Source organism: Pseudomonas sp. IT-232MI5 (assembly GCF_949767845.1).
GTDB lineage: Bacteria > Pseudomonadota > Gammaproteobacteria > Pseudomonadales > Pseudomonadaceae > Aquipseudomonas.
This window is the reverse complement of the sequence record NZ_CATKQE010000013.1, coordinates 19,952-39,264: the sequence shown is the minus strand read 5'-3', so window position 1 is coordinate 39,264 and position 19,313 is coordinate 19,952. Positions and strand designations below refer to the sequence as shown.

Here is a 19,313-nt window from a genome sequence, read left to right as displayed (position 1 = left end):
GCGTTTTTTACACTGCGTGGCACTTTTGGCAGCTTTATAACTGCAACACGTTTTATTTTTGGGGATGGTATGTCCTAGATTCTCGTTCAAATATATTTCTTGCCTATAGGCGAAGTATTAATTTTTTATATTTATAAAGCACATGCTCATAAAAAAGCCCTGAATGGTTCAGGGCTCTTTAACGCTTAGTTTCGAGTATTGATCAATGGAGGGCTTTGCCTCGAAGATCAATCCCAGCTTAGAGCACCACCAGTTTGGTATTCGATCACGCGAGTCTCAAAGAAATTCTTCTCTTTCTTCAAGTCCATAATCTCGCTCATCCAAGGGAACGGATTCGTAGTCCCCGGATACTCTTCTTTCAAACCAATCTGCGACAAACGACGGTTAGCGATGAACTTCAGGTAGTCCTCCATCATCGCCGCGTTCATACCCAACACCCCGCGAGGCATGGTGTCCCGCGCGTATTCAATCTCCAGCTGCGTACCCTGCAGAATCATCTGGGTCGCTTCTTCCTTCATCTCAGCATCCCACAAATGCGGGTTTTCGATTTTGATCTGGTTGATCACGTCGATGCCGAAGTTCAGGTGCATGGATTCGTCGCGCAGGATGTATTGGAACTGCTCGGCGACGCCGGTCATTTTGTTGCGGCGGCCCATGGAGAGGATTTGGGTGAAGCCGCAGTAGAAGAAGATGCCTTCCAGAACGCAGTAGTAGGCGATCAGGTTGCGCAGCAGCTCTTTGTCGGTGTCCGGGGTGCCGGTTTCGAACTTCGGATCGGAGATCGAACGGGTGTACTTCAGGCCCCAGGCTGCCTTTTTGGCGACCGATGGGATCTCGTGGTACATGTTGAAGATTTCGCCCTCATCCATGGCCAGCGATTCGATGCAGTACTGGTAGGCGTGGGTGTGGATCGCTTCTTCGAAAGCCTGGCGCAGGATGTACTGGCGGCATTCCGGGTTGGTGATCAGGCGGTACACGGCCAGTACCAGGTTGTTGGCAACCAGGGAGTCGGCGGTGGAGAAGAAGCCGAGGTTGCGCATGACGATGCGGCGCTCGTCGTCGGTCAGGCCTTCCGGGTTTTTCCAGAGGGCGATGTCGGCGGTCATGTTGACTTCTTGCGGCATCCAGTGGTTTGCGCAACCGTCCAGATATTTCTGCCAGGCCCAGTCGTACTTGAATGGCACGAGTTGGTTGAGGTCGGCGCGGCAGTTGATCATGCGCTTTTCGTCAACGGCGACACGGGCGGAGGCGCCTTCGAGTTCGGCGAGGCCTTCGGCGACGTCGAGGGAGTTCAGTGCAGCCTTGGCGCGGGCGACAGCGGCGGAGTCGTCGGCGGTCACGGCGCGGGCTTCCAGCGCTGCGGCGCCGCCGGCGTTGTCGAGGCGGTCCATGTTGGCTTCAGTAGCGTGGCCGGCGTTGGCGCCTTTCACTGCTGCTACTTCACTGTCTTCTTTGTCGAATTCGTCCCAGCTCAGCATGACGTGTCGTCTCCTGCGTGAGGGCCTGTCGCCCGTGTGAAACCTGATTGGTTGGTTTTTCACACGGTCGTACAGACCGCGTTGGATCTTAAGGAATCGTTTTTTGCAGCAGCTAAGGCAGGCAATAAAACAGAATTTTGTACGGGTTTCCGAGAGCCTCTGACGGGCGCAGATCACGTTGAACGCGACTGCGGGGCTTCAGAATGGCTTTGATCCCTGTAAGGGAATATTGCTGACCCGATTAGGGCGGCATTATAGGGAAAAAAACACGCGCGTGGGGGAGGTGAATCAGCACAGGGCGGTCGATCAGGAGGGGTATTTCAGTCGGAGCGAGGGTTTACAGGGCTTTCGCGGATGTTGGTCGGTGAGAATTTTTTTTGATTAATTTTTTCGTCGGGCTTTGGTTGCTCAAGAAATGAGCAAAAAACCGCGTTTTTCACTATATCTTGTGTTTTGCAACCCTTTTCAACGACTCCAGACACAACTGAGCCCGACCGAAGTCGGGCTGGAATCGACCCTCAATGAAGCGCTGAGAGATCCAATTCGGTGCAGTCTCAAATCATCAATTGGTGCAGCCGTTGCCCATGATGCTGTAACGCAGGATGTGACGCTGACCTTTGGAGTCGTCGTATTCCATTTTGGCCGGAACCACTTCGCAGACATTCGGAACTTCGCTCATGGAAACAACTTTGGCGATGTCCAGGTGCGTGGAGTAAGTGTATTCCTCGATAACCGGTTGTTGCTGCGCGACATCAGTCGGAACCTCATCTGCCATGGCGGTTGCGCACAGACTGCTGAGGGCCAGAACCAATAAAGCTTTCATTTCAGATTTACCTTTTTGAGGTCGAGTGGGGTCACGCAACCTTTTTAGGGTTGCGTGTGGAACTTCATCGTTTGCGGTTATTACTTGAGAGCTGGATTAACGGCCTTCGTGGGGGCTGTAACGTTGTTAATCGCGTTTGCCTTGTCGGCGAGGTGAATTTTAGGGAGATGGGGCGGGGGTAAACAGAGCGGGTTTTGATAAACACCTTTGGCAGATTTGGTAACAATCCCTTGAGATGGGGGTTGATAACCGGGTGTTTTGTCTGTGGGGCCGAGTTGTCTGAATCGCTGGCAAGCCAGCTCCCACAGGGTTTGGGGGTGTTTTAGAGGTTGGTGTCTGGCTTGCAAACGGGGTAGGTGGAGGATTTGTAGGGGCTTGTTACTACCATCGTCGAATGGTTCTATGGCCCCCGCCCCGTTACAACAGGGTCATACAAAAACAACTATTACACCGAGGTAGGAAAGATGAGTGCGGCTTCTCTGTATCCCGTTCGTCCCGAGGTTCTGGCTAACACGCTGACTGACGAGGCGACCTACAAAGCCATGTACCAGCAGTCGGTCGTCAACCCTGACGGCTTCTGGCGCGAGCAAGCCAAGCGTCTCGACTGGATCAAACCTTTCACCACGGTGAAGCAGACGTCGTTCGACGATCACCATGTCGACATCAAGTGGTTTGCCGACGGCACCCTGAACGTTTCCTACAACTGCCTCGACCGTCATCTGGCCGAGCGCGGCGATCAAGTCGCGATCATCTGGGAAGGTGACGATCCTTCCGAGAGCCGCAACATCACTTACCGCGAACTGCACGAACAAGTCTGCAAACTGGCCAACGCCCTGCGTGGTCAGGACGTGCACCGCGGCGATGTGGTGACCATTTATATGCCGATGATTCCCGAAGCCGTGGTCGCCATGCTGGCCTGCACCCGGATCGGCGCGATTCACTCGGTGGTGTTCGGTGGTTTCTCGCCGGAAGCCCTGGCCGGTCGCATCATCGACTGCAAATCGAAAGTGGTGATCACCGCTGACGAAGGCATCCGCGCCGGCAAGAAGATTTCCCTGAAAGCCAACGTCGACGACGCGCTGACCAACCCGGAAACCAGCAGCATCCAGAAAGTCATCGTGTGCAAGCGCACCGGTGGCGACATCAAGTGGAACCAGCATCGCGACATCTGGTACGAAGACCTGATGAAAGTGGCGGGCACTGTTTGCGCGCCGAAAGAGATGGGCGCTGAAGAAGCGCTGTTCATCCTTTATACCTCCGGTTCGACCGGCAAGCCGAAGGGCGTGCAGCACACCACCGGCGGTTACTTGCTGTATGCGGCAATGACCCACGAGCGCGTGTTCGACTACCGCCCGGGCGAAGTCTACTGGTGCACCGCCGACGTCGGCTGGGTCACTGGCCACAGCTACATTGTCTACGGCCCGCTGGCCAATGGCGCGACCACGCTGCTGTTCGAAGGCGTGCCGAACTATCCGGACATCACCCGGGTGGCGAAGATCGTCGACAAGCACAAGGTCAACATCCTCTACACCGCACCGACCGCGATCCGCGCGATGATGGCCTCGGGTCAAGCCGCGGTTGAAGGCGCCGATGGCAGCAGTCTGCGTCTACTCGGTTCGGTCGGTGAGCCGATCAACCCGGAAGCCTGGGACTGGTACTACAAGAATGTCGGCAAGTCGCGTTGCCCGATCGTCGATACCTGGTGGCAGACCGAAACCGGCGGCAACATGATGAGTCCGCTTCCGGGTGCTCACGCGCTGAAGCCGGGTTCGGCGGCACGTCCGTTCTTTGGTGTGGTGCCGGCGCTGGTCGACAACCTCGGTAACATCATCGAGGGCGAGGCTGAGGGCAATCTGGTGATTCTTGATTCGTGGCCAGGTCAGGCGCGCACGCTGTATGGCGATCACGATCGTTTCGTTGATACCTACTTCAAGACGTTCCGTGGCATGTACTTCACCGGTGACGGTGCGCGTCGTGATGCCGACGGTTACTACTGGATCACCGGGCGTGTCGATGACGTGCTCAACGTGTCCGGTCACCGTATGGGCACGGCCGAGATCGAGAGCGCGATGGTTGCGCATCCGAAAGTCGCTGAAGCGGCGGTGGTCGGGGTGCCGCATGACATCAAGGGGCAGGGCATTTATGTCTATGTCACGTTGAAAAATGGCGAGGAGCCGACCGAGCAGTTGCGTCTGGAGTTGAAGAACTGGGTGCGCAAAGAGATCGGGCCGATCGCTTCGCCGGACGTGATCCAGTGGGCGCCGGGGCTGCCGAAGACGCGCTCGGGCAAGATCATGCGCCGGATTCTGCGCAAGATTGCCACGGCGGAATATGACGGGTTGGGGGATATCTCGACGCTGGCGGATCCGGGTGTGGTGCAGCATTTGATTGATACGCACAAGACCATGAATGTTGCTTAAGCGTTAGAAGCATAGGAGCCCTGTCCGGTGATGCTGGGCGGGGCTTTTTTGTGTCTGCTGTTTTTGTGGTGGCTGGTCTGGCCCCATCGCTGGCAAGCCAGCTCCCACAGGTTTTGTGGTGTGTTGGATATTTTGGTTCCAGCGCATATTGGGGGTGGCTGCTCTGGCCTCATCGCTGGCAAGCCAGCTCCCACAGGTTTTGTGGTGTGTTGGAAATTTTGGTTTCAGCGCATATTGGGGGTGGCTGCTCTGGCCTAATCGCTGGCAAGCCAGCTCCCACAGGTTTTGTGGTGTGTTGGAGATTTTGGTTCCAGCGCATATTGGGGGTGGCTGCTCTGGCCTAATCGCTGGCAAGCCAGCTCCCACAGGTTTTGTGGTGTGTTGGATATTTTGGTTCCAGCGCATATTGGGGGTGGCTGCTCTGGCCTAATCGCTGGCAAGCCAGCTCCCACAGAGTTTGTGGTGCGTTGGAGATTTTGGTTCCAGCGCATATTGGGGGTGGCTGCTCTGGCCTAATCGCTGGCAAGCCAGCTCCCACAGAGTTTGTGGTGTGTCGGAAATTTCAGCTTCGCCGAATATCCCTGTGGGAGCTGGCTTGCCAGCGATAGCAATCTGTCAGGCAACTGTGTAGTCCACTGTCGGAACGCAAGAACACCCAACCAATAATTATCGATCTCCCCCGTAAGACCTTTCCCGCTGTTACCCGCCGCGTTCCACGTAACCGAATGTGTAACCGCCCGCCCCGGAGCGGGGCAAAGGGAAACGCATCGCCCCGTTTTAGAGCCTCGAAACCCCCGGTGAAAAATAAGACACAACGCTGCGCTTGCCGGATTAGAAGGGTTTGCGAATAATAGGCCCGCAATTTGCAGCATAGATCGGTTCACTGTCTTTCGCTCTTGCATGAAATTGCAGGGCTGTCAATGTGCCAAAGTCGCTTTCTCTGTGCATCTGTAATTAGTTGTCGCATTGAAGAAATATCGGCTTCGGGCCTGTCGTTAGAATGCCGATCACTCGCTCATCGTGGCTGACGTTGAAATCTCTGACGGTTTCAATGGGAAATTTCCCACCGATGCAGCAACCGATTTCCCGATTCACCCATTCGCATATTGGGCTGTCGCTCACTCTGCCGTTTTTGCCCTTTACCGATGGAGTCCCAAGATGAAGAAACTTGTGCTGCTTGGCGCCCTGGCACTGTCCGTGCTGTCGATGAACGCCTTCGCTGACGAAAAACCTCTGAAGATCGGTATCGAAGCGGCTTACCCTCCGTTCGCTTCGAAAGCACCGGATGGCAGCATCGTCGGTTTCGACTACGACATCGGCAACGCTCTGTGCGAGCAGATGCAGGTCAAGTGTGTGTGGGTCGAGCAAGAGTTCGACGGTCTGATCCCGGCACTGAAAGTGCGCAAGATCGACGCGATTCTGTCGTCCATGTCGATCACTGAAGATCGCAAGAAGTCGGTCGACTTCACCAACAAGTACTACAACACCCCGGCACGTCTGGTCATGAAGTCCGGTACTCAGGTCAGCGAAGGTCTGGCTGAGCTGAAGGGCAAGAACATCGGCGTGCAACGTGGTTCGATCCACGAGCGTTTCGCCCGCGAAGTCCTGGCGCCACTGGGTGCCGAGATCAAGCCGTACGGCTCGCAGAACGAAATCTACCTTGACGTGGCCGCCGGTCGTCTCGACGGTACCGTGGCTGACGCCACCCTGCTGCAAGATGGCTTCCTCAACACCGACGCCGGCAAAGGCTTCGCGTTCGCAGGCCCGGCGTTCACCGACGTCAAATACTTCGGCGACGGCGTAGGCATCGCGGTACGTAAGGGCGACGCCCTGAAAGACAAGATCAACGCGGCCATCGCGGCCATCCGCGAAAACGGCAAATACAAGGCAATCCAGGACAAATACTTCGCCTTCGATATCTACGGCAAGTAACACGTCTCTGCGACAAGTCCGAAATGGCGCAAGCAACAGGATCTCTGCGGTTTGCGCCATTTTTTCATCCCAACTTTCGAGGACCTGAATCATGTTGAAAGGCTACGGGGCTGTCATCCTCGATGGCGCATGGCTGACGCTTCAGCTCGCCTTGTCGTCCATGGCTCTGGCCATCGTTCTCGGGCTGATCGGTGTCGCGTTGCGCCTGTCGCCGGTGCGCTGGCTGGCCTGGCTGGGCGATCTGTATTCCACGGTGATCCGCGGGATTCCCGATCTGGTGCTGATCCTGCTGATCTTCTACGGCGGCCAGGATTTGCTCAACCGCGTCGCACCGATGCTCGGTTATGACGACTACATCGACCTGAATCCGCTGGCCGCCGGTATCGGCACCCTCGGTTTCATTTTCGGTGCGTACCTGTCGGAAACCTTCCGTGGCGCGTTCATGGCCATTCCCAAAGGTCAGGCCGAAGCCGGCATGGCGTACGGCATGAGCAGTTTTCAGGTGTTCTTCCGGGTGATGGTGCCGCAGATGATTCGCCTGGCGATTCCGGGCTTCACCAACAACTGGCTGGTACTGACCAAGGCGACCGCGCTGATTTCCGTGGTCGGTCTGCAAGACATGATGTTCAAGGCCAAGCAGGCGGCAGATGCCACCCGTGAGCCTTTCACCTTCTTCCTCGCAGTGGCAGCGATGTACCTGGTCATCACCAGTGTTTCGTTGCTGATCCTGCGTCAACTTGAGAAGCGCTACTCGGTAGGCGTAAGGGCGGCTGATCTATGATCTTCGACTACAACGTCATTTGGGAGGCCATGCCGCTGTACCTCGGCGGCCTGCTGACCACCCTCAAACTGCTCGCGCTGTCGCTGTTTTTCGGTCTGCTCGCGGCCCTGCCGCTGGGGCTGATGCGCGTCTCGAAGAACCCGGTCGTCAACGGCGCCGCGTGGCTGTACACCTACGTGATCCGGGGCACGCCGATGCTGGTGCAACTGTTCCTGATCTACTACGGTCTGGCGCAGTTTGAAGCGGTCCGCGAAAGCTTCCTCTGGCCGTGGCTGTCCAGTGCAACGTTCTGCGCGTGTCTGGCGTTCGCGGTCAACACCAGCGCCTACACCGCTGAAATCATTGCTGGCAGCCTCAAGGCTACGCCAAACGGTGAAATCGAAGCGGCCAAGGCCATGGGCATGTCGCGCTTCAAACTGTACAAGCGCATCCTGCTGCCATCGGCCCTGCGCCGGGCACTGCCGCAGTACAGCAACGAAGTGATCATGATGCTGCAGACCACCAGTCTGGCCTCCATCGTCACTTTGATCGACATCACTGGCGCGGCGCGTACCGTCAACGCGCAGTTCTATCTGCCGTTCGAGGCGTACATCACCGCCGGCGTGTTCTACCTGTGCCTGACGTTCATTCTGGTCAAGCTGTTCAAACTGGCCGAGCGTCGCTGGTTGAGCTACCTGGCCCCGCGGAAGCACTGATATGGAACGCATCGACCACGTATTGCCGTGGAGCCACCTGGGCAGCGAGCGCAAGATTTCGGTTTTCCGCTTCGGCCACGGCGAGCGCAAGGCCTACATTCAGGCCAGCCTCCATGCTGATGAATTGCCGGGCATGCGCACCGCTTGGGAGCTGAAAAAGCGCCTCGGCGAACTCGAAGCCAAAGGCTTGCTCAACGGTGTCATCGAGCTGGTGCCGGTCGCTAACCCGTTGGGCCTCGGGCAATTGCTGCAAGGCAATCACCAAGGCCGTTTCGAGGCCGGTAGCGGCAAGAATTTCAACCGTGATTTCGTCGAGCTCAGCGCGCCGGTTGCGGCCGCTTTGGCTGAAAGCCTCGGTGATGATCCGCACGCCAATGTGCGTCTGATCCGTCAGGCCATGGCCGATCATCTGGCGGCATTGCCAGAGGCAAGCAGCCAGTTGCAAGGCATGCAGCGGGTGTTGCTCAGCCACGCTTGCACCGCTGATGTGGTGCTTGATTTGCACTGCGATGCTGAAGCCGCGCTGCACATGTACGCGTTGCCGCAACACTGGCCGCAGTGGCGTTCGCTGGCCGCGCACCTGAATGTGAAGGTCGGATTGCTAGCGGAAGATTCCGGCGGCAGCTCGTTCGATGAAGCCTGTTCGTTGCCATGGTTGCGTCTGTCGCGGCAGTTCCCTGATTCGCAGATTCCGCTGGCGTGTCTGGCGACGACCATTGAGCTGGGCGGTCAGGCCGATACCGGTCGCGCCGAAGCGCAGGCGTATGCTGAAGGCATTCTTGCGTTCCTCGCCGGGCAAGGCCTGATCACCGGCGAGTGGCCGAACCCAGCACACGAAGCCTGTGAAGGCATGCCGTTCGAAGGCACCGAGTTGCTGTTCGCACCGCATCCTGGCGTGGTGAGTTTTCTGCGCAAGCCCGGCGAATGGGTCGAGGCCGGCGACGAGATTTTTGAAGTGATTGATCCTCTGTCCGATCGGGTCAGCACGGTATGTGCTGGTACCTCCGGGGTGCTGTTTGCCATTGAACGGCTGCGTTATGCCCAACCCGGTTTCTGGCTGGCCAAGGTGGCGGGGCGCGAAGCGCTGCGTCACGGGCGCTTGCTCAACGACTGACTGACTGTTTTTGTGAGAACCGACCGCATGTACAAACTTGAAGTCCAAGACCTGCATAAACGCTATGGCAGTCACGAAGTGCTCAAGGGCGTGTCCCTGAAAGCGGCAGCCGGCGATGTGATCAGCATCATCGGCTCCAGTGGCTCCGGCAAAAGTACTTTCCTGCGCTGCATCAACCTGCTCGAGCAGCCGCACGCGGGCAAGATTCTGCTCAACAACGAAGAGCTGAAACTGGTGGCGAACAAGGACGGCGCGCTGAAAGCCGCTGATCCGAAGCAGCTGCAACGCATGCGTTCGCGCCTGTCGATGGTGTTCCAGCATTTCAACCTGTGGTCGCACATGACCGCGATTGAAAACATCATGGAAGCGCCGGTTCACGTGCTCGGCGTACCCAAGTACGAAGCGCGCGAAAAAGCCGAGTACTACCTGAACAAGGTCGGCGTGGCCCATCGTAAAGATGCGTTCCCGGGGCACATGTCCGGTGGCGAGCAGCAGCGCGTGGCGATTGCCCGTGCGCTGGCGATGGAGCCTGAAGTGATGCTGTTCGACGAACCGACTTCGGCCCTCGACCCGGAACTGGTGGGCGACGTGCTGAAAGTCATGCAAGCGCTGGCGCAGGAAGGTCGCACCATGGTTGTGGTTACGCACGAAATGGGTTTTGCCCGTGAAGTGTCGAACCAGTTGGTGTTCCTGCATAAAGGTGTCGTTGAAGAGAGCGGCAACCCGCGCGAAGTGCTGGTGAATCCGCAATCGGAACGTTTGCAGCAATTCCTCTCGGGCAGCCTCAAGTAATCGCTGCCGTTATGCACCAAATCAGGTCATGCTTCGCGACCTGAAGGTTGGCTCCAATCCACTGTAGGAGCTGCCGAAGGCTGCGATCTTTTGATCTGTTTTTGAAGATCAAAAGATCGCAGCCTCGTTCCACTCGACAGCTCCTACATGGGAATGGCATTCCAGTCCCGATGGTGGATCTGCGTCAGGCTCAAGATTTGTGTTCATTTACGGGCTAGCATTGGCCCATGCCTTCATCACTGTTCCTCGTTTCGGATTGCCCGCCCATGACTGCCCATCGAATTGGTTTCCTGATTTGGCCCAGCACTAAAGCGTTGACGCTGGCGCTGGCGGAGGAAGCCTTGCGTGTTGCTCAGCGGGTGCACCCGGATGTGGTTTACGAACTGTCGTTCCTGCAAGCCGAGCCACCCGCCGAAGGTGCCTGGCAATTACCCGGCGAAGCGTGGGCCGGCAAACTCGAAAATTTCCAGAAACTGTTCCTGCTCGCTGACGAGCCACCGACCACGTTGGCGCCGGCGCTCAGCAGTGCACTGAAGCAATTGGTGCGTGCCGGCACGGTCATCGGCGGTCTGTCCGCGGGTGTGTACCCGCTGGCGCAACTCGGTTTGCTCGACGGTTATCGCGCTGCCGTGCACTGGCGCTGGCAGGACGATTTCGCCGAGCGTTTTCCGAAAGTCATCGCCACCAGTCACTTGTTCGACTGGGATCGCGATCGCCTGACCGCCTGCGGTGGCATGTCCGTGCTCGATCTGTTGCTGGCGGTGCTGGCCCGCGATCACGGTGCGGAATTGGCCGGTGCAGTCTCGGAAGAACTGGTGGTTGAACGCATTCGTGAAGGCGGCGAGCGTCAGCGCATCCCGCTGCAGAACCGTCTCGGCTCCAGCCATCCGAAGCTCACTCAAGCGGTGTTGCTGATGGAAGCCAACATCGAAGAGCCACTGACCACCGACGAAATCGCCCAACACGTGTGCGTGTCGCGTCGCCAACTGGAGCGCATCTTCAAGCAATACCTCAACCGTGTGCCGAGCCAGTACTACCTGGAATTGCGCCTGAACAAGGCCCGGCAGATGTTGATGCAAACCAGCAAGTCGATCATCCAGATCGGCCTTTCGTGTGGCTTCTCCTCGGGGCCGCATTTCTCCAGCGCCTATCGCAACTTCTTCGGCGCCACGCCGCGGGAAGATCGCAACCAGCGGCGCAGCAGCAGTCCGTTCGAATTGTCGTCAGTGCCGCCAGAGCGCGGTTAGGTCTCGGCGTACGTCTGGCTCAATCGGAAAACGACATATCCCTGAAGTTGTCCAGCGCTTGGTAAGCGCTGGCCAGCCATTCTCGCTCCTCCTGCAGTCGCGTTTCATTGGTCGCATTGTAAATAGTCAAACGCTGCTGACTCTCCAGGCTTAGTGGATTGTTGCTGAAGTCATAGGTGGCACCTCTACCGTCAGCAGGAGAGGGCAGTGGGTCGGGGAGTTCGATGATGGCGTTGGCGGAAAGATCTGCATACGTCAACTGCGGCATCTCAAAAAGGCCGACCGGTACGTCGGTCAGTCCCGTGTTGCTCAATCGCAGAGAGTGACACGCGTTGAAGTTTCTCAGGTCCGGTGTCAGCCCCAATGGATTGTGGCTCAAGTCAAGAATGCGCAGGTTTTCCATCGCCGCCAGTGCATTCACGGTTTGCTCAGTCAGTACGATGCGGCAATGGGGCAGTTCCAGGCTGGTCAGATTGCTCATGCGCAAGATTGAGGCGGGAATCTCGTTGAGTTGATAGGCGCGAATATCCAGTTTTTTGAGTGACGGGAACAGCTCAAGCAATCGGTCAACCCGAGGGTGCACGTTGGCAGTACTTGTCAGTGTCAGTTTGCTGGTCTGCTCGAAACGCCCGCTCAGTTTCGGCAACTCGCCATGGAAAGACAGATCAAGGGCTACCTCAGAAGAGGCCAGGCCTCCCGGCGCTACGCGCAAGCTTTGTTTCAGGCCATCCCTGAACCAGCTGCGTCTGGCGTTTTCCTGGCGTAGTGCTTCGTCGCCCATGTTAGCGCCTGTGAGCGGATCACGCGGAACCTCCCGCGCCCACACCTCAAGCTCGCGCAGTAGCGTGGCGAGGTCGCTCTGGCGACGCAGCAATTCGATGCGTCCTTCGGCCATTGTCCCGGGCAGGCCATAGACCAGATGATTGGCATCGGCTTCACTGATGGCGGGATACAGGTCTCGCGCCAGGGCAATGTCAGCCTGCTCAGCCAAAACACCCAGGTTCTGATAACTGAGTTGGTAGAAGGCCTTTATCCGGTTTTTTGAGGCCGTGGACAGTGGATTGGCCCTCAGGACAACCCCGTTGGTGCCAAAGCCAGTCAAGTCTTCCGGCAATTCGACAATGGCGTTTTCGCTGAGGAACGTGTCACGCAGGCGAGGTAACTGCCCCACGCCGGCGGGCACCTGAGTAATACCGGTGCGGGAAAGATCCAGGGCCGACAGCGCGCGTAATGCTCCGACATCCGGCGCAGTGCCCAGAGGGTTGTTGTACAAGTCCAGTCCTTTCAACCCGCTCATCGCGCTAAGCGTGGCCTGGCCCATGGCGTCGAGTACCACACCGCAACTGTTCAGCATCAGTGTTTCGAGGGAAGGCATGAGTGCCAGCGCCCGTGGCATGCGGCCCAGCTTGAAGCCGCGCAGCTCCATGGCTTGCAATCCTTTGAAGCACATCAGGAAACTGTCCGGGGCATTTAGCATTTCATTACCCTGAATGGACAAGCGGACGACGTGGCTGAAGTCGGCAGACAGCGACGGCAGTTCCCCCGCAAAGTGAGCAACGATATCTAGCGTATTGAGCCTCAGCTCGGGCTTGTCGGTGTTTCTGGCGCGCCAGAACTGTTCCAGATTTTGACTGAACTCTCTCCTCTTGAATTGTTCTTCCACGCGCTCAGGTACGCTCAGGATTTCGCCAGTCATGGGATTGCGCAACGGTATGCGTTCGGACCAAGCACTCAAGTCGCTGATCATCTGGCTGATTTCCGCTTCCCAGCGCAGCAGTTGCGCACTACCTGCCTGCAGCGTGCCGGGCAAGTGATAGATCATGTGACTGGCATCGTCGATGTCCATCCATGGATACAACCTTTGTGCGCTGGCCAGGTCGCCGACATCCGGCATCACGTCAAAATGGCGTCCGTGCTCGACATAGTAGGTTTTGATGCGCTCGCGAGTGGGCAGGGACAGTGGATTGCTGGCCAGATTGGTGCCGTCGGCGAGGTCCAGATCGAGGCTGAAAAAAGTTTCGGGCAGATCGGTGATGCGGTTGCCGTTCAACAAGGCGTTTTTCAGGTTCGGGTGATCGGCGAAGCCATTGGGCAGTGCCGTAATGCCGGAGTTCGAAAGCAGAATGTCACGCATGGCAGGCAGCGGCTGCAGGTCGGGTATCGCCGCCAGTGGATTGTGACTCAGGTCCAGCAGTTCAAGGTCGCTCAGTGTCGCGAGGGTGTTCTGGTCGGCGGGGCTGAGTGTCACGCCGCAGTCTCTCAATGTCAGTTCCGTGAGCTTCGGCAGGTGGGTCACGGACTGCGGTATTTCACCCAGTGGAAACTGTTGCAGGTCCAGCTCGCGTGTGTTGACGAACAAATCGATGAACGCGTCGGGGGCACCGATAGCGGCATTGCCCTTGAGCTTCACACCAACGACATGAGAGAAGTCCGTTGTCAGTTGCGGCAGGTCACCGATGAACCTCAAGTCGGACTCGAAAAAATCCGCACGCATGCCTGATTCGACCGACCGGCGACGCCAGAAGCGTTCCAGCTGTTGGCCAAATTCGGAGCGGGCGGCGTATTGGTCAAACAGTTCAATGGCCGTGAGAACTTCACCCGTCAAGGGATGAACGCTGGGAACTTGCGGTGCCCAAGCGGTCAGGTCCGAAGTCAGCTGATTAAGCTCGGCCCGCCACCTGACGAGCTGAATCCTGCTATCGGCCAGGGTTCCGGGCAAGTCGTAGATCACATCGCTGGCCTCCTGTTCATCCAGGGACGGAAACAGATCTCGCATGAGGGCGATATCGCTGGTCTCTGCGCGCACATCGAAGTCTTGTCCGGTGCGTCTGTAATAGGTTTTCACTTTATTGCGTGTGGCCACCGACAGCGGGTTGTCGGAAAAGTCGAAGCCGTCACTCTGATTGGCCGACAGCTCGAACACCGCATCGGGGATTTCGCTGATGCGGTTACCGCTGATAATTGCAGTGCGCAGATTCGGATGACTGGCCAGCCCGTCAGGCGTCACGTTGAGGCCGCAGTTGGATAAATCGAGGTAGGTCAGTTCGGGGAGCAGGTTCAGCTCGGGGAATGTCCCCAGGGGATTGTTGCTCAGGTCCAGCGTATGCAGGTTGTTCAGGGAAACCAGTGTCGCCTGATTTTCAGGGGTCAGCACCACGCCGCAATCGTTGAGTTCCAATACGCTGAGGCGGGGCATCCTGATCTGCGAAAGGGCAATCGGCTCCAGGTCGAAGGCGTGTAATTCCAGTGTGGTCAGATTCTCAAAGCGCTGAATGAACGGCAGTACTGCCGTGAGGTTTTTATTGCCCGTCAGTGTCAGTCGCGAGACATGCTCGAAATTGGCACTCAAGGCCGGCAGGTCGCCCATGAAATCAAGCGTTGCGGTCAGCTCGCTTTCTCTGAGAGACGCTGATCGGGTGCGCCAGAAACGCTCCAGTTTTTGCCGAAACTCATCCCGTGCACTGCGCTCCAGTGCTTGCTCATCCAGCGTCAAAGGTCGATTGAAAACGGGGTCGAACGCAGGTGTCTGGTTGGCCCATTCGCCGAGTTCAGTCTTCAACGTTGCGAGCTCGGCCTCCCAACTGGCGAGCTGAGCCTGGCTGTCAGTCAATGTGCCGGGAAGCCGATACAACAATTCACTGGCCTGGTCGGCGTTCAGATCAGGAAACAACGTGGTGGTGCGCAAAATATCGGCTGGATCCGGGCGTACTCCGAAATGTTTGCCTGTGTGGTTATAGTACGTTTTCACTTTCTCTCGGGTGGCGGCCGACAGCGGGTTGTCGGCAAAACCGAAGCCGTCACTGAGTGAGCTGGTCAGGTTGAAAAAAACGTCCGGTATGTCGCTGATCTGGTTGCCATCGAAATTGCCGGTGATCAGTCTCGGGTGATCGAGCAGGTTGTCCGGCAGTGTGGAGATGTCTGTCTTGGTCAGATTGAGATAACGCAACGAAGGCATCGCGCTGACGTCGGGAGGCGTGCCCAATGGATTGCCCCGCAGATCCAGCAGCGAAAGGTTGGGTAACGATGCAAGCACTGCCTGATTGGTTGCCGAGTGGGTGATGCCGCAGTCGCGCAAGATCAGCTGGCGCAGGTTGGGCATTGCGGTGAACGATTGGGGCAGGCTCGGCAGATCGAGGTTTTGCGCATCTAGATACAGCAGACCTGTGAAGCGTTGCATAAAGGTGTCCACTGCCCTGGTATTGGCGCTGCCATTGATGGAGAGCATGACGACGTGGCTGAAGTCCGCTTCCAGTGCGGGTAGTTCCCCCAGTACGGGTTGCGCAATCTGCAACATGTACCCAGCGGGACCCCGGGTTTGCCTGCGCCAGCAACGCAGTAGCGCTTCTCGGAACTGCGCGCGATTCTGCAGGGCTGCCCGGCGTTCGATATAGGTCAACGGCAGGCCGCTGACAGGGTCATTGGCGGGGACGTCGATTTCCCAGTTACGCAGGTCATTACTGAGCTTGAAGTATTCGTTGCGGCGCCTGGCCAGTTCCGCGTTGAACTCAACCGTGTTGTTCTGGAAAACCGCAACGAAATTACGCGCCTCTTCGTTGGACATGCCTCGATAGATCGCCTGCACGCGCTCTTCGGGACTAACGATTCGCTGACCTGTGGTCACCAGGTTGTCCTGGTTTTCGATGCCGATCGCACCGAGTTCACCCGCTTCAAAAAAATCGGCATTTTCAAGGCTTCTGGGTGCGTTCAGTCGATCATTGCCGAAGCCTGCCAGGCGTAGCGTGTCCACGGCCGGTTGGCTGATCGGCGCTTCGAACAGCACGGTGCGTAGCTCCTCGCGTTCAAGTGATCGCTGACGAACTGCGGCACTCAACGCGTCGCCCTGGCCGATCTGCAGGTTCAGATTCTGACGTTCGCCGTCCGGTAATGCGTACAACAGACTGGAGTAAAAATCCGTGGCCGAATGCAGCTCCTGGCCGCGGTCGTCGTAAGATTGATAGCGGCCGTCCTGGTGGCGAACCAGTACTTTCCGAGCGGGCGCATCTTCGCGTCCGATGCTGTCGAGTACCGCGCCTTCGTAACGTCCGTCGCGGATTTCGAGGCGCACATCGCCGCTCCAGCCTGGCAGCAGCTTGAGGCTGTGCAGCGCAAGGGAATCGGAATCGGCATTGCTCAAGGCGTTCAGTTCCAGGCCTTCGTAAGCGCGGGTGACACGCACTTCCTGATTGGCCAGTTGCATGAATTCCTGTTGGCGCGGCGGCAGTTCTCCGTTGCTGATCTGTATCAATTCACTACCGCTGGCGGTGTCGAGCAGTTCACGGACGAGGCTGGCCGGCAGTGTCGGATCGTGGTCGATGATTGTTTGGGCCAATGGATCGTCAATGTGCTGAAGGACCTGATAGCGCGAGTCGAACAGCGAGCTTCGGTGGCGTCGGGCGAGATGGGCCAGTTGCTTGCGCAGCATCTGACTGCGAACTTCCAGCGAGGGCGTCGGCCCGCTGAAAGGTTCTGCGAGCAACGCTTTGATTTGCTGCTCGTCGAGAGAAGCCAGCAGGGTCTTGAGCAGGTCGCCATCGATCAGGCTGTCCAGGCGAAGCTCGGTCAGCGGCAAGGTTGCGTCCGCCGAGGATTGCCAGAGCAGTTCGCCTCGTTGATCAACCAGGCGCAGGCGTTGGCTGCTCGGCCAGCGGCCGTGTTGCGTCAGCAGTTGCAGTTGTGTCGCCGGATCGGCACGCAGGTATTGCTCAGCCACGTTGCTGTCGAGTTGATCGATAAAGCGTTGCAGTTGTTGATCGATCTTGAAGCGCTGAATGCTGTCGGCCAACAGGGGAGGTGGAGTTTGTTGATCGACATGCATCTTGCGTACGGCATCTTCATTGACGCCACTGACACGCAGGATCGTCTCGCGCTCTGGAGGCGAGAATGTCTCGATGGAAGGATTGATTCGCCGCAGCGCCGTGTCGGTGTCCCATTCCAGTGGTTGTTCTAGTTCGGTGTGCCAGGCACCGGCGCCATTGTGGCGCACCGTCGGTTGGTAGGCGTCGGGCCGAGTGGGATGTTCGATCGTGTATTGGCCGGGAATCGCACCTTCGCTCACGGCAAAATGAGCGTCTTCCAGTGGCAGCAGTTGCTTGCCTTGATGCGGGTACAGGCCCAGTTCATTGGGCGTTGAACCGGCATCGGGCACTGCCGTGTGCTGGTAGCGGGCCAGATCGGGATCCCAGTAGCGGGTTTTGCCATTGGCCAGTTGTACAGGCTTGAAGCGGTCGATGAAGGCGACCACTTCCTTGGGCAAGACCTTGCGAAACTCGCCGGCACCAATCGCGCCGCCCATGCCGAAGATACCCAGTTGGATCAGCGATTCGACGGTGCCCATCAGGTGTTCGAACGCTTCGCTCGTGCGTCCCTGTCCCCATTCGATGATGCCCTCGAAAGCTTCATCGAGCATTTGATACGCCATGTACGCCATCATCGCTTCACCCAGGACCGGCACGAACGGCGCGACGATCAGCGCGGCGGCCTGGACGATGCTCGAGATGATGTTGCTCACCGAATCCCAGAAAGCCCAGCGTGCTTTTTGGTCCACCATGGCGGTGGGCACGGCGATCACCCGGGCGTCATTGAAGATTTTGTTCAGTTTCGATTGATAGAGGTGTTGCCACAGATCGACCTGGAACGGTGTCAGTGTGGTTTGCAGATCCGGTCGTTCTACAGGTGTTTCGCGCCAAGCGGGCAGTGAGCTGCCGGACTCCGGCGGATGCCATGTCATTTGGCTCAAGCGGCTGTTGAGGGTGCTGAAGAAAAAGCCGCGATGTTCGTGGTTCACGAAGCGGCTGAAAAACTGCTGATAGTCTTTCGAACGCAGCTGGCGCGTCAGTTCGACAAACAGTTCGTAGGTCGATGCGTATTCCTTGAAAGGGTGCTCGGGATCATCCGGGACGTAGGCCACCACCCGCGCCGGGGTGCGCGATGCATACAGGTCGGGGGCAAAGACGACGATACCGGTGAGCGGCGCGCACAGCATCCCCATGTCATGGCACCGCACGGGCGCGCCACCGACATACAGCCCTCTCATGCCGTCGAGCACGGCATCGATCAAGCGAAAATAACTTTCCGACACATCGCGGTTCATCCGCGCCCATTGCAGGGCCGCTTTCATCGCGGCCTTCTGACTGTCGTCCAGTTTGCTGCGCAGTACAGACGCCACCATCGGATCGGTATAGCCGAGGTTGTCTTCGAGATGGGCTTTGTACTGAGCACCGAGATCCAGCCTTCGGCACAGCTGGGTGAAGGCGGCAATGCTCAGTTTGGCCTTGATCGACGGCAGGGTCATGAACTGGCCGGTGGTGGAGGGCCGGGTGACGAAGGTCGAGTCAACGTCGAAGGCGTCGTCACGGGTTTCCGCTTCCTCGAAGTTGTGCAGCGCGGCCTCCAGTAACGACACCGTCCAGGCGCGCGTGCCCGTTCTGATCGGGAGCCACGGGGTGGTTGCGGGGATGTACAGGCGCACAAAGGTATTGCGCACATCCAGATCCAGTCCGAAGGATTTGTTCAGTTCCTGTTTGAGCAAGGGCTCGGCAAAGGCGCTGGCGTCTTGCAGGTGTTCGAGGCTTTGATCGACTTGGCTTTGCGCGGCCCAGTGCGCGGCGTTGAGGGTTTTCATCTGTTGATGCTGTTCGGCGGGGACCGATTGGAGTGAAGTGGACAGACGGGGCAGGCTGTCCTGGAGCGCCTGGCGGCGGGTCGATGAAGTGTTGCCGAGCCAGTCGGGTACGGCGTTTTTCAGTGGCAGGTAGTGGTCGTCGTGATGCTGCGCGTCGCTCGCGGCAGTCGAGACTGGCGGTGGTGGCTGAGTCAGGTGCATGGGCCAATCCTTGGCGTTGAAAAGAACGCGCAGCAAATCAGGAACGGACCACCTTTGTGCGGTACATATTTATATCTTTGTCGCGGGGTGGAGTTGGTATTCTCTGCAGCCTGCCGCAAATCGGCGGCGCCCGTTAAACTGCGCCTTTGCGACGCTATATGTCGCATTGCCGTAAACCCGTGAAAATCCGGGGTTTGCGCTATAAGAAG

Annotated in this window: 10 protein-coding genes; 7 read left to right on the top strand and 3 right to left on the bottom strand. The window is 57.8% G+C overall.

Annotated features, from left to right (window positions below):
- Positions 1-227 precede the first annotated feature (227 nt).
- A complete protein-coding gene (locus ACM6JQ_RS12645) occupies positions 228-1,478 on the bottom strand; it encodes a ribonucleotide-diphosphate reductase subunit beta (protein WP_047599662.1) in 1,251 nt (416 codons plus the stop codon).
- Positions 1,479-2,040: 562 nt separating this feature from the next.
- Complete coding sequence (locus ACM6JQ_RS12640; protein ID WP_007912695.1) at positions 2,041-2,301, bottom strand: DUF2790 domain-containing protein; 261 nt, start codon at positions 2,299-2,301, stop codon at positions 2,041-2,043.
- Positions 2,302-2,765: 464 nt separating this feature from the next.
- Between ACM6JQ_RS12640 and acs the strand changes: the two genes are divergently transcribed.
- From acs to argR, 7 genes are all read left to right on the top strand, one after another.
- On the top strand, positions 2,766-4,721 hold the full coding sequence (gene acs, locus ACM6JQ_RS12635; protein WP_007912698.1) for an acetate--CoA ligase: 1,956 nt from the start codon (positions 2,766-2,768) through the stop codon (positions 4,719-4,721).
- A gap of 1,158 nt (positions 4,722-5,879) precedes the next feature.
- Positions 5,880-6,653 carry an ABC transporter substrate-binding protein gene (locus ACM6JQ_RS12630; RefSeq protein ID WP_007912701.1) on the top strand — a complete coding sequence of 258 codons (774 nt, stop codon included), beginning with the start codon at positions 5,880-5,882 and terminating at the stop codon, positions 6,651-6,653.
- A gap of 91 nt (positions 6,654-6,744) precedes the next feature.
- Positions 6,745-7,434 carry an ABC transporter permease gene (locus ACM6JQ_RS12625; RefSeq protein ID WP_007912702.1) on the top strand — a complete coding sequence of 230 codons (690 nt, stop codon included), beginning with the start codon at positions 6,745-6,747 and terminating at the stop codon, positions 7,432-7,434.
- Entirely contained in the window at positions 7,431-8,129 is a 699-nt protein-coding gene (locus ACM6JQ_RS12620) for an ABC transporter permease (protein ID WP_007912703.1), read from the top strand. Before ACM6JQ_RS12625 ends, ACM6JQ_RS12620 begins: the two co-directional genes overlap by 4 nt.
- Position 8,130: 1 nt before the next feature.
- Positions 8,131-9,243 carry a M14 family metallopeptidase gene (locus ACM6JQ_RS12615; RefSeq protein ID WP_414893919.1) on the top strand — a complete coding sequence of 371 codons (1,113 nt, stop codon included), beginning with the start codon at positions 8,131-8,133 and terminating at the stop codon, positions 9,241-9,243.
- A 27-nt stretch (positions 9,244-9,270) separates the two neighbouring features.
- Positions 9,271-10,035: an ABC transporter ATP-binding protein gene (locus ACM6JQ_RS12610; protein ID WP_007912705.1), complete on the top strand. Its 765-nt coding sequence runs from the start codon at positions 9,271-9,273 to the stop codon at positions 10,033-10,035.
- Between the two features lie 266 nt (positions 10,036-10,301).
- Complete coding sequence (argR, locus tag ACM6JQ_RS12605; protein WP_007912706.1) at positions 10,302-11,282, top strand: transcriptional regulator ArgR; 981 nt, start codon at positions 10,302-10,304, stop codon at positions 11,280-11,282.
- A 19-nt stretch (positions 11,283-11,301) separates the two neighbouring features.
- Here the strand turns inward: argR and ACM6JQ_RS12600 are convergent, their stop codons facing one another.
- The gene (locus ACM6JQ_RS12600) at positions 11,302-19,104 is read right to left on the bottom strand and encodes a dermonecrotic toxin domain-containing protein (protein WP_414893918.1); all 7,803 of its coding nucleotides are present in this window, start codon (positions 19,102-19,104) and stop codon (positions 11,302-11,304) included.
- Positions 19,105-19,313: the final 209 nt, after the last annotated feature.